General features: G+C 40.4%; 9 protein-coding genes and 1 pseudogene. All 10 read left to right on the top strand.

All coding sequences use genetic code 11. The features are described from left to right. The first annotated feature begins 36 nt into the window (after positions 1–36). The 10 genes and pseudogenes from rseP to rbfA all read left to right on the top strand — a co-directional run bounded on the left by rseP (position 37) and on the right by rbfA (position 12652). Positions 37–1296 carry an RIP metalloprotease RseP gene (gene rseP / locus AC3WJG_RS04805; RefSeq protein WP_028410836.1) on the top strand — a complete coding sequence of 420 codons (1260 nt, stop codon included), beginning with the start codon at positions 37–39 and terminating at the stop codon, positions 1294–1296. 104 nt (positions 1297–1400) lie between these two features. Beyond that, the gene (locus AC3WJG_RS04800; protein WP_025750291.1) at positions 1401–3098 is read left to right on the top strand and encodes a proline--tRNA ligase; all 1698 of its coding nucleotides are present in this window, start codon (positions 1401–1403) and stop codon (positions 3096–3098) included. A 118-nt stretch (positions 3099–3216) separates the two neighbouring features. After that, positions 3217–7527, top strand: a complete 4311-nt coding sequence (locus AC3WJG_RS04795) for a PolC-type DNA polymerase III (protein ID WP_102812598.1) — start codon at positions 3217–3219, stop codon at positions 7525–7527. Between the two features lie 364 nt (positions 7528–7891). Then, the gene (gene rimP / locus AC3WJG_RS04790) at positions 7892–8362 is read left to right on the top strand and encodes a ribosome maturation factor RimP (protein WP_102812597.1); all 471 of its coding nucleotides are present in this window, start codon (positions 7892–7894) and stop codon (positions 8360–8362) included. Between the two features lie 37 nt (positions 8363–8399). Beyond that, complete coding sequence (gene nusA, locus AC3WJG_RS04785) at positions 8400–9512, top strand: transcription termination factor NusA (protein WP_028410839.1); 1113 nt, start codon at positions 8400–8402, stop codon at positions 9510–9512. A gap of 13 nt (positions 9513–9525) precedes the next feature. After that, complete coding sequence (gene rnpM, locus AC3WJG_RS04780) at positions 9526–9807, top strand: RNase P modulator RnpM (RefSeq protein ID WP_013058838.1); 282 nt, start codon at positions 9526–9528, stop codon at positions 9805–9807. Further along, a complete protein-coding gene (locus AC3WJG_RS04775) occupies positions 9807–10106 on the top strand; it encodes a YlxQ family RNA-binding protein (protein ID WP_013058837.1) in 300 nt (99 codons plus the stop codon). Before rnpM ends, AC3WJG_RS04775 begins: the two co-directional genes overlap by 1 nt. 22 nt (positions 10107–10128) lie before the next feature. Further along, a pseudogene (infB, locus tag AC3WJG_RS04770) lies at positions 10129–11997 on the top strand (translation initiation factor IF-2); the annotation flags it as partial. Continuing rightward, on the top strand, positions 11994–12272 hold the full coding sequence (locus AC3WJG_RS04765) for a DUF503 domain-containing protein (RefSeq protein WP_028410841.1): 279 nt from the start codon (positions 11994–11996) through the stop codon (positions 12270–12272). The pseudogene infB and the gene AC3WJG_RS04765, both read left to right, overlap by 4 nt. Before the next feature lie 14 nt (positions 12273–12286). Further along, complete coding sequence (gene rbfA / locus AC3WJG_RS04760; RefSeq protein WP_013058834.1) at positions 12287–12652, top strand: 30S ribosome-binding factor RbfA; 366 nt, start codon at positions 12287–12289, stop codon at positions 12650–12652. Positions 12653–12668: the final 16 nt, after the last annotated feature.

The following is a 12668-nucleotide window of genomic DNA, read 5'->3' as shown; positions in this document are numbered from 1 at the left end:
AGGTTTGACTCTATTACATGAAGGGGGTAATACCCATTGAACACAGTCATTGCGTTTGTCGTCATTTTTGGAGCTCTTGTATTCTTTCATGAGCTTGGTCATTTAGTTTTTGCAAAGCGTGCAGGCATCTTATGCCGTGAGTTTGCCATTGGGTTTGGTCCCAAAATCTTTTCATTTAAACGAGATGAAACAGTTTATACCATTCGTTTGCTGCCTCTAGGTGGATTTGTTCGAATGGCTGGAGAAGACCCAGAAATGATCGAAGTTAAGCCTGGTCAAATGGTGGGCCTCATGTTTGATAAGGAAGACAAAGTAAATAAAGTCATTATTAACAACAAGGAACAGCATCCAAATGCAAAAGTTATTGAGGTAGAGCAAGCAGACTTAGAGCATAATCTATTTATTTCAGGTTATGAAGAAGGTGAAGATGAACGTCTGCAAAAATTTGAGGTAGCAGAAGAATCTTACTTCGTTATGGACGGAGAAGAAATTCAAATTGCACCTTACAGCCGTCAGTTTGCTTCCAAAACTCTTGGTCAGCGTGCGCTAGCCATTTTCGCTGGTCCGCTAATGAACTTTATATTAGCCTTTGTTATTTTTATCGTTCTTGGGATTTCTCAAGGATATGTTGTTGACAAACCTGTGATGGGCAAATTAACATCAGATGGAGTAGCCGTTGACGCGGGACTTAAACAAGGAGATAAAGTTCAAGCAATTGATGGACAAAGTGTTTCAACGTGGGATGATGTCGTAAAAGTAATTCAAAAACATCCTGAACAGCAAATTACATTCACGGTTCAGCGCGGCAGCAAAACGCTAGATATTCCGATTACACCTGAAAGTCGCAAAGTTGGGGAACAAACAATTGGACTAATTGGCGTATATGCACCGGTTGAAAAGTCATTCATTGGTTCGATCACGCACGGAGCTACTGAAACATATACGTGGATGAAAGAAATCTTAACGGGTCTAGGGAAGCTTGTGACAGGACAATTCAAACTGGATATGCTTTCTGGTCCTGTAGGTATTTACGCAGCAACCGATCAAGTAGCACAGTCAGGCATTTATTATCTAATGAAATGGGCAGCCGTTTTAAGTATTAACTTAGGGATTGTCAATTTGCTTCCACTTCCTGCTTTAGACGGAGGACGACTATTGTTCTTCGCTGTAGAAGGAATTCGCGGTAAGCCAATTGATCGTCAAAAAGAAGGCATTGTTCATTTTATCGGTTTTGCTTTATTAATGCTGCTGATGCTCGTTGTAACGTGGAACGATATTCAAAAGTTCTTTTTATAAGACATACGCTCAGCGAGGGATATTCCCTCGCTGATTATATGAAAATTGCGGCATGGTCCGCCTTAAAAAATAAGATAGAGAAGTAAGCGAAGAGGTGCGAGGTTATGAGACAAAGTTCTACATTGATTCCTACATTAAGAGAAGTGCCAGCTGATGCGGATATAAAAAGCCATCAGCTTCTATTGCGCGCAGGTTACATGCGTCAAAATGCAAGCGGTGTGTACAGCTTTTTACCGCTTGGTAAGCGCGTATTGCAAAAGGTTGAACAAATTGTTCGTGAAGAGATGGACCGTGCAGGTTCTGTCGAATTATTAATGCCTGCTTTACAACAAGCTGAATTGTGGCAAGAGTCTGGCCGCTGGTATTCATACGGACCTGAGTTAATGCGTATGAAAGATCGTCACGGCCGTGAATTTGCTTTGGGAGCAACACACGAAGAAGTTATCACAAGCTTGCTTCGTGACGAAGTGAAGTCATACAAACGTTTACCGCTAAATTTATATCAAATTCAAACGAAGTTCCGCGATGAAAAACGTCCACGCTTTGGCTTATTACGCGGTCGTGAATTTATTATGAAAGATGCATATTCGTTCCATGCTTCTCAAGAAAGTTTAGATGAAGTATATGACAAAATGTTTGCTGCCTACAGCCGCATCTTTGAGCGCTGCGGATTAAATTTCCGTGCGGTTATCGCTGATTCAGGTGCAATGGGCGGAAAAGATACGCATGAATTTATGGTTCTTTCTGAAATCGGGGAAGATACAATTGCTTATTCAGATACATCTTCTTATGCAGCAAATGTTGAAATGGCACCGGTTGTAAATACCTATGAAAAATCAACTGAAGCTGAAAAAGAATTAACAAAGGTAGAAACACCAAATCAGCATAGCATTGAAGACGTAGCTGCTTTCTTAAATGTTGAAGCGACTTCTTGTATCAAGTCACTTTTATTTAAAGTAGATGATCGTTTTGTGCTTGTACTTGTTCGCGGGGACCACGAAGTAAACGATATTAAAGTGAAAAATTATTTTGAAGCTTCCGTTGTTGAACTGGCAACTCCAGAAGAAACAAAAGAAGTATTAAAATGCGCAGTTGGTTCAGTAGGACCGATTGGAGTAAGTGATTCAGTAGAAGTGGTAGCTGACCATGCTGTAAAAGCAATTGCTAACGGTGTATGCGGAGCAAATGAAGAAGGTTATCACTACACAAATGTGAATGAACGTAACTTTAATGCAACTTACGAAGATTTCCGCTTCATCCAAGAAGGGGATCAGTCACCGGATGGACAAGGCGTTATCAAGTTCGCTAAAGGTATTGAAGTGGGCCACGTCTTTAAGCTAGGAACTCGTTACAGTGAAGCGATGGGAGCAACGTATCTAGATGAGAACGGACGCAGCCAGCCAATGATTATGGGCTGCTATGGTATCGGTGTTTCTCGTACAGTAGCTGCGATTGCAGAACAATTTAATGATGAAAACGGTCTTCTATGGCCAGAAGCTGTTACGCCTTATCAAGTGCACGTTATTCCAGTTAACGTGAAAAATGATGAACAGCGTGAACTAGGTGAGAAATTATATAATGAGTTATTAGATAATCGCTTTGAAGTGCTGTTAGATGACCGCCAAGAGCGTGCAGGAGTAAAATTTGCAGATTCAGATCTAATTGGTCTTCCTGTTCGAGTAACAGTTGGTAAACGTGCATCTGAAGGAATTGTAGAAGTAAAAGTACGCAAAACTGGGGAGTCATTAGAAGTGTCAGTTGACAATCTTGTTTCAACAGTGAAAGAACTGCTAGCGAAGTAATGAAGCAGCGGGGATTTGTATCCCTGCTGTTTTTATGTTTATAAACAGAACATATGACAGAATAGAAGTCATTTATGTTAAAATAGATTGCACTCATTTATAAAAGGAGGCAGAAAACTTGGAAGCACAAACGCTAGGAAAAAAAGAGCGTTTTAAGTTGCTGCTGCAGCAGTTAGAGCTGACGAGTGATCAAATTGTTCCTTACTTTGAAAACGCAGCGATTGAAAAGCTCGTCATTCAGAAAGAACAAAAAAAATGGCATTTCCATTTTTCTTTAGAAGGGTTATTACCTTTTGAGATTTATGAGTTATTCCATGCTCGCATGTCTTCAGCTTTTTCTCATATTGCGAGTGTTTCTTTTTCTATTCAAACCGTTAATAAACAATGTACGGAAGAGCATGTACAGTCATATTGGAAGCATTGTATTGGAGAAATGCAGGGCATATCTCCGCTTTTACAGTCGCTTTTACAAGATCAAATGCCGAGGTTGAACGGCGCCAAATTGATTGTGAACGCACGACATGATGCAGAAGGAACGGCTTTACGTAAAAAGTATAGTCAGTTAATTGCTGATCAGTATGCGTCCTATGGGTTTCCGAACCTTCAGCTAATGACGGAAGTTGTACATTCAGAAGAAGCATTTCAGCAGTTTGTAGAGCAACGAAAACAAGAAGATACAGAAAAAGTATTACAAGCCATCACAGAAATGCAAAATAAAGAAAATGAAAAAAGTGATGGACCAGACCTACCAAAAGGTCCGCTTACAATTGGATATATGATTAAAGACGAGACGGTTCGCCTGGATTCCATTGTGGATGAAGAAAAGCGAATTGCCGTTGAAGGCTACGTATTTGATGCAGAAACGAGAGAATTACGAAGCGGACGTACGCTTCTTATTTTTAAAGTGACAGATTATACAAACTCTATTATGGTTAAAATGTTTTCACGTGATAAAGAAGATATTCCTTTACTTCAAGCGATTAAAAAAGGAATGTGGGTAAAGGTTCGGGGAAGTGTACAAAACGATACATTTGTTCGTGATCTAGTTATGATTGGAAATGATGTTAACGAGATTACCGGTCCTGCTAGACAGGATACAGCGCCTGAAGATGAAAAGCGTGTGGAACTTCACTTGCATACGCCAATGAGTCAAATGGATGCCGTTTCATCTGTTGGAGCTTTAGTCGGACAAGCCAAAAAATGGGGACATCCGGCTGTAGCGATAACTGATCACGCGGTTGCACAGTCGTTTCCTGAAGCGTATGGAGCCGGGAAAAAGAACGGCATTAAAATACTGTACGGAGTGGAAGTCAATTTAGTAGACGACGGCGTGCCGATTGCCTATAATCCACAGCATGTGGATTTGACAGAAGCAACTTACGTCGTATTTGACGTCGAAACAACCGGTTTGTCAGCCGTATACGATACCATTATTGAACTTGCTGCCGTGAAGATGAAAGAAGGCGAAATCATCGATCGATTTGAACGGTTTGCAAATCCTCATCATCCTCTGTCTGCAACAACAATTGAGCTGACGGGTATTACAGATGATATGGTCCAAAATGCGCCTGAAATCTCAGAAGTACTTCGGGATTTTCACGAGTGGATGGGAGACAGTATTTTAGTCGCTCATAATGCAAGCTTTGATATGGGATTTTTAAATATGGGACTGCAAAAAATCGGATTAGAAAAAGCAGCTAACGGCGTTATTGATACGCTTGAACTCGGAAGATTTTTGTATCCGCATATGAAAAACCATCGTTTAAATACTCTTGCTAAAAAGTTTGATATTGAACTTGTGCAGCATCACCGCGCGATTTACGATGCGGAAACAACCGGCTATTTGTTAAATAAAATGCTGAAAGATGCATTTGAACGCGAAATTACGATGCACGATCGCTTAAATGATTATATGGGAGAAGGGAATGCATATCAGCGGGCCCGTCCTTATCATGCGACGCTTTTAGCACAAAACGACGTAGGTTTAAAAAATCTATTTAAACTCGTTTCTATTTCTCATTTAAATTACTTTTATCGAGTTCCGCGAATTCCGAGATCTCAGCTCGACAAATATCGAGAAGGTATCTTGATTGGAACCGCATGTGACCGAGGCGAAGTATTCGAAGGCATGATGCAAAAAGGAATTGATGAAGTAGAAGGAGCAGCTGAATTTTATGATTACATCGAAGTGCAGCCCCCTGACAACTACAAGCACTTAATTGAACTGGATTTAGTGCGGGATGAGAAAGCCTTAAAAGATATTATCAGCAATATTGTGAAGCTCGGTGAAAAGATTGGAAAGCCGGTTGTAGCAACAGGAAATGTGCACTATCTCAATCCGGAAGACAAAATTTACCGAAAAATTTTAATTGGTTCACAAGGCGGGGCTAACCCGTTAAACCGTCATCAGCTGCCGGATGTTCATTTTAGATCAACGGATGAGATGCTGAATTGTTTTTCATTTTTAGACGGGGACAAAGCGAAAGAAATTGTTGTTCATAATACGCAAAAAATAGCGGATATGATTGACGATATTAAACCAATTAAAGATGATTTATATACGCCTAAAATTGAAGGTGCAGACGAAGAAATGCGTGAAATGAGCTATGCGATGGCACGCAGCATCTACGGTGAAGAGCTGCCTGAAGTAGTAGAAGCTCGCCTAGAGAAAGAGTTGAAAAGTATTATCGGGCACGGGTTTGCCGTTATTTACTTGATCTCGCATAAACTCGTTAAAAAATCCTTGAATGATGGTTACTTAGTTGGTTCACGTGGTTCCGTAGGGTCTTCATTCGTTGCGACGATGACAGAAATTACAGAAGTAAACCCACTGCCGCCGCATTATGTTTGTCCAAAATGTAAGAAATCTGAGTTTTTTAATGACGGTTCCGTTGGTTCTGGATTCGACTTGCCGGATAAAAGCTGCGACGATTGTGGCGTACCATTTATTAAAGACGGACACGATATTCCGTTTGAAACGTTCTTAGGATTCAAAGGAGATAAAGTTCCCGATATCGATTTGAACTTCTCCGGAGAGTATCAGCCGCGAGCTCATAACTATACAAAAGTACTGTTTGGACAAGATAATGTATACCGCGCGGGAACAATCGGTACAGTAGCCGAAAAAACAGCTTATGGCTATGTAAAAGGCTATGCCGGTGACCGTGATTTACATTTGCGAAACGCAGAAGTGGATCGTTTAGTAGCAGGATGTACGGGCGTAAAACGTACAACGGGTCAGCATCCAGGGGGGATTATCGTTGTACCGGACTATATGGATATTTTCGATTTTTCACCGATCCAGTTTCCAGCTGATGACCGTAATTCCGAATGGAGAACAACTCATTTTGACTTCCATTCGATTCATGATAATTTATTAAAACTTGATATACTTGGACACGATGATCCGACCGTGATTCGCATGCTTCAAGATTTAAGTGGAATTGATCCAAAAACAATTCCGACAGATGATCCTGAAGTGATGAAAATTTTTAGCGGAACGGAATCACTTGGCGTAACAGAAGAGCAAATTATGTGTAAAACAGGAACGCTTGGCATACCTGAGTTTGGAACGCGCTTTGTGCGTCAAATGTTAGAAGATACGAAGCCAACGACGTTTTCAGAGCTTGTTCAAATCTCAGGACTGTCGCACGGTACGGACGTATGGCTTGGTAATGCGCAGGAGCTAATTCGCAATGATATTTGCAACTTAAGTGAAGTAATCGGCTGTCGTGATGACATCATGGTGTATCTGATTTATCAAGGTCTTGAACCTTCCCTTGCCTTTAAAATTATGGAGTCTGTACGTAAAGGGAAAGGGCTAACACCTGAATTTGAAGAGGAAATGATCAAAAATGGTGTTCCGGACTGGTATATTGATTCTTGTAAAAAGATTAAGTATATGTTCCCTAAAGCCCATGCGGCTGCTTATGTATTGATGGCCGTGCGTATTGCTTATTTCAAAGTGCACCACGCGCTTCTTTATTACGCAGCATACTTTACGGTTCGTGCAGATGACTTTGATATTGATACGATGATCAAAGGCTCAACTGCCATTCGAGCGAAGATGGAAGAAATCAATGCCAAAGGTTTAGATGCATCTCCTAAAGAGAAAAACTTATTAACGGTGCTTGAGCTTTCTTTAGAAATGTGCGAACGAGGCTATTCGTTTAAAAAAGTAGATTTATATGAATCTAGCGCAGACGAATTTTTAATTGACGGTACGTCTTTAGTTCCACCGTTTAATGCCATTCCCGGTCTTGGCACAAATGCAGCGCTGAACATTGTAAAAGCTCGTGAAACGGGAGAGTTTTTATCGAAAGAAGACTTGCAGCAGCGAGGCAAAGTATCGAAAACGATTTTAGAGTATCTAGACAACCATGGATGCCTTGAATCATTACCTGATCAGAACCAGCTTTCTCTTTTCTAACATTTGCATAAAATAAGCGGTTATGATATAGTAATTGTGGAAATGCTAAGGATACGGACGAGAAAGAGTGGGGAAACCCGCTCTTTCTTATTGATATGAACTTACTGACATAGTAAGTAGTATGGAGAACGAATCGGCTTCTAGCATGATTCGTTTTTTCTGTAGATTTTCAATCACCATGATTGATTTATTATGTGACGTTTAAAATCCTGCAACACAAATGACAACATTTCCACTCTAGTAGGTTAGACCTCTTATAGAGTGCAAAATAAAAATAGCAAATAAACCACTCTTTTTTGATATAAGAGACATAAAAAACGCGTAACCTAAACATACCATGCAATGTCTCGAAGGGAGGATTAGAATGAGTAAAAATGTAAAACAAACAGTGGAAGAAATGGTTTCCCCTATCTTAGAGGAAATGAATTTAGAGCTTGTTGAAATTGAATACGTAAAAGAAGGAAAAGATTGGTTTTTACGTGTGTTTATCGACTCTGATACCGGCGTGGATATCGAAGACTGCGGAGCAGTAAGTGAAAAATTGAGTGAGAAAATGGATGCAGTAGATCCAATCCCTCATAACTATTTTTTAGAAGTATCATCGCCTGGTGCGGAACGCCCATTAAAAAAAGATAAAGATTTTGAACGTGCAATTGGTAAGCATGTATACATAAAAACATATGAACCAATTGAAGACGCAAAAGAATTTGAAGGCGAATTACAATCATTTGACGGAGAAACTGTCACATTATCTATTCGTATCAAAACACGCACAAAAACGGTGGTTTTACCATATGACAAAGTCGCTTTTGCTCGATTAGCGATTGTATTTTAATGTGTAGGGGCCAATATTAAAGGGGGATTATCCAACGATGAGCAGTGAGTTATTTGATGCCTTAGTCATTCTTGAAAAAGAGAAAGGCATTAGCAAAGATATAATTATTGAAGCAATTGAAGCAGCGCTAATTTCTGCTTACAAACGCAACTTTAACCAAGCGCAAAACGTACGCGTTGATTTAAATTTAGAAAGAGGTTCAATGCGCGTGTTTGCTCGCAAAGATGTGGTTGATGAAGTATATGATCCACGCCTGGAAATTTCGGTTGAAGAAGCACAAACAATCAACCCTAACTTTCAGCTAGACGATGTGGTTGAAATCGAAGTAACGCCAAAAGACTTTGGACGCATCGCGGCTCAAACGGCAAAACAAGTTGTTACACAGCGTGTTCGTGAGGCGGAACGAGGCGTTATCTATTCAGAGTTCAGCGATCGCGAAGAAGATATTATGACAGGTATTGTTCAGCGTCAAGATTCTCGCTTCATCTATGTGAGCCTTGGCAAAATTGAAGCATTGCTTCCTCAAAGCGAGCAAATGCCAAATGAGCAGTATAAACCTCATGATCGTATTAAAGTGTATATTACGAAAGTAGAAAAAACAACAAAAGGCCCACAAATCTATGTTTCACGTACGCACCCAGGTCTTTTAAAACGTCTTTTCGAAAAAGAAGTACCGGAAATCTATGACGGTACAGTTGAATTAAAATCAGTAGCTCGCGAAGCTGGAGACCGTTCAAAAATCTCTGTTCATTCTGAGTATGCTGAAGTAGATCCGGTCGGTTCTTGCGTTGGGCCAAAAGGTCAGCGCGTACAGGCTGTTGTAAATGAACTAAAAGGTGAAAAAATTGACATCGTTCGCTGGTCAAATGATCCAGTTGAATTTGTTGCCAATGCTTTAAGTCCATCTAAGGTAGTAGATGTGATTGTAGATGAAAATGAAAAAGCAACAACTGTTATCGTTCCTGACTATCAGCTGTCACTTGCAATTGGTAAACGTGGACAAAATGCACGTCTAGCTGCTAAGCTGACAGGCTGGAAAATTGATATTAAAAGTCAATCAGAAGCTGAACAAGAAGGTATGGTTGTAAAAAACAGCGATGATATGCTAGTAAGTCAACATGCATTTGATTCAGATGAAGATATGGAATAAGAGGTGAGCCAAGGTGAACAATCGTAAAAAAGTCCCGATGCGAAAATGTGTGGCCACTGGAGAAATGAAGCCTAAAAAAGAGCTAGTACGCGTTGTACGCTCAAAAGAAGGCGACGTTTCAGTTGATGTAACGGGTAAAAAGTCCGGGCGCGGAGCTTATGTAAGCAAGGATAAAGAAGCAATTTTATTGGCAAAAAAGAAAAATGTGCTTTCGACACATTTAGGCGCGTCAATAGATGAAGCGGTTTATGAAGAGTTGCTAGCGCTTGTAGAAAAGGAGAAACAGTCACGCTAATGAATGAACAATGGATCTCCTTTTTAGGGCTTGCAAACCGTGCACGCAAATTGATTTCTGGAGAAGAACTTGTGGTTAGAGAAGTTCGGAAACAAAAAGCAAAGTTAGTACTTTTAGCAAGCGATGCGTCTGAAAACACAAAGAAAAAAGTAACGGATAAATGTTCTTACTATAACGTTTCGGTTAAAATCGTTCCCGATCGCTATACGCTAGGTCAAGCGATTGGTAAAGATGCTCGAGTCGTGGTAGCCGTTATGGACGAGGGGTTTGCTAAAAAGCTAGCAACGATGCTCGGTTAATTTTATGGGGGTGAAAGTATTGAATAAAAATACAAAATCAACAGCTAACAAAGGAAACAATAAAGGTAACAAAAAGCCACAGGCACAAAAGTCACAGGCACCAAAAGGTAGACCGGCTCCAGCAGCTGCAAAAGAGTTACCGGAAAAAGTAACGTTTGTCGGAAGCTTAACGGTTTCTGAGTTAGCAAAAGAATTAGGCAAAGAGCCTTCTGAAATTATTAAAAAATTATTTATGCTTGGTGTAATGGCAACAATTAACCAAGAGTTAGATAAAGATTCTATCGAACTAATTGCCGGAGAATACGGTGTAGAAGTTGAAGAAGAAGTAGTGGTAGATGACAATGCTTTTGAATCATTAGAAATCATTGATGACGAAAAAGACCTTCAAGTGCGTCCTCCAGTTGTTACAATCATGGGTCACGTTGACCACGGTAAAACGACGCTTCTTGACTCTATCCGTAACACAAAAGTAACGGCTGCAGAAGCAGGCGGTATCACGCAGCACATCGGTGCTTATCAAGTTGTGGTTGACGAAAAGAAAATTACATTCCTTGATACACCAGGGCATGCTGCATTTACAACGATGCGTGCTCGCGGTGCGCAAGTAACGGATATTACAATCCTTGTTGTGGCAGCAGACGATGGTGTAATGCCTCAAACAATTGAAGCGATTAACCATGCAAAAGCGGCAGAAGTGCCAATTATTGTTGCGGTTAACAAAATGGATAAAGAAGCAGCAAATCCAGATCGCGTTATGCAAGAACTAATGGAGCACGGCCTTGTAGCTGAAGAGTGGGGCGGAGAAACAATCTTCTGTAAGCTTTCAGCCATTTCGGGTGAAGGGATCGATCAATTGCTTGAAATGATTTTACTTGTAAGTGAAGTAGAAGAGTTAAAAGCAAATCCTAACCGTCGTGCAGCAGGTACAGTTGTAGAAGCACAGCTAGATAAAGGCCGTGGGTCTGTAGCAACGCTTCTTGTTCAAACTGGTACACTACGCGTAGGTGATCCAATCGTAGTCGGAAATACGTTTGGCCGCGTTCGCGCAATGGTAAATGATATCGGCCGCCGTGTGAAGGAAGTAGGACCATCTACTCCGGTTGAGATTACTGGCTTAAACGAAGTTCCGTTAGCTGGAGATCGTTTCTTAGTGTTTGAAGATGAGAAAACAGCTCGTCAAATCGGAGAAGCTCGTGCTCAAAAGCAGCTTGAACAACAGCGCGGTGAAAAATCTCGCGTAAGCTTAGATGATTTATTTGAAAAAATTAAACAAGGTGAAATGAAAGACTTAAACCTTATCGTAAAAGCAGACGTACAAGGTTCTGTAGAAGCATTGGCTGCTGCTCTTCAAAAGATTGATGTAGAGGGTGTAAATGTTCGTATTATCCATACGGGTGTAGGTGCGATTACAGAATCTGATATCATTCTTGCAACTGCTTCTAACGCAATCGTTATCGGCTTTAACGTGCGTCCGGATGCTGGAGCAAAACGTACAGCTGACGTAGAAAACGTAGATATTCGTCTTCACCGCATTATTTACAAAGTAATTGAAGAAATTGAATCTGCGATGAAAGGAATGCTTGATCCTGAGTTTGCTGAAAAAATCATCGGTCAAGTGGAAGTACGTCAAACATTCAAAGTATCAAAAGTTGGTACAATCGCAGGAAGTTACGTAACAGACGGTAAAATTACACGTAACAGTGGAATTCGTTTAATCCGTGACGGAATTGTTATCTTTGAAGGTGAAGTAGATGTGCTAAAACGCTTTAAAGACGATGCAAAAGAAGTCGCTCAAGGATATGAGTGTGGTATTACAATTAAAAACTTCAATGATATTAAAGAAGGAGATATTATTGAAGCGTATGTAATGGAGCAAATTGATCCTAAATGATTGGACTAGTGGAGTGTGAATGCTTAATTTACGATGCTGCTTCTCTTAAAGAAAAACGTGCCGTGCTTCAGCGCATCTTGATGCGCTTGAAGCAGCGGTTTAACGTATCAGTTTCTGAAACTGATTTTCAAGATATGTGGCAGCGAACAAAAATTAGCATTGTCGCAGTCTCATCTAGCCGTGTCACAACGGAACAAGAACTGCAAAAAGCGCTAAGCTTGATTGATTCTTTTCCAGAGATTGAACGTACCATTACAACTTTTGATTGGTTATAAAAGGGGTGACACAGATGAACATAAGAGCAACTAGAGTCGGAGAACAAATGAAAAAAGAGATGGGCGAGATTTTAAATCGTAAAATCAAGGATCCGCGCATTGGTTTTGTGACTGTAACAGATGTTCAAGTATCAGGCGATTTACAGCAAGCGAAAGTTTATATCTCTGTTTTAGGAGATGCTGAACAGCGTGAGAATACGTTAAAAGGCCTTGCGAAAGCAAAAGGATTTATCCGCTCAGAAATCGGTCAGCGCATTCGCTTACGTAAAACACCTGAAATTACGTTTGAATTTGATGAATCAATTGATTATGGTAATCGAATTGAATCATTGCTTCATGAAATTAAAAAAGAAAGCGATGACCATCAAGAGAACGAATAAGATCAGTGAATGTAGA

The sequence above is a fragment of the Priestia sp. FW507-14D1A genome (assembly GCF_058781295.1).
Note: the sequence above shows the minus strand (reverse complement) of the source record. Positions and strands in the feature narration are given on the sequence as shown.

Coding starts and splice junctions, on each gene's coding strand:
- AC3WJG_RS04800 (WP_025750291.1), top strand. CDS start 1,401: ATGAGACAAAGTTCTACATTGATTCCTACATTAAGAGAAGTGCCAGCT.
- rimP (WP_102812597.1), top strand. CDS start 7,892: ATGAGTAAAAATGTAAAACAAACAGTGGAAGAAATGGTTTCCCCTATC.
- nusA (WP_028410839.1), top strand. CDS start 8,400: ATGAGCAGTGAGTTATTTGATGCCTTAGTCATTCTTGAAAAAGAGAAA.
- AC3WJG_RS04775 (WP_013058837.1), top strand. CDS start 9,807: ATGAATGAACAATGGATCTCCTTTTTAGGGCTTGCAAACCGTGCACGC.
- AC3WJG_RS04765 (WP_028410841.1), top strand. CDS start 11,994: ATGATTGGACTAGTGGAGTGTGAATGCTTAATTTACGATGCTGCTTCT.
- rbfA (WP_013058834.1), top strand. CDS start 12,287: ATGAACATAAGAGCAACTAGAGTCGGAGAACAAATGAAAAAAGAGATG.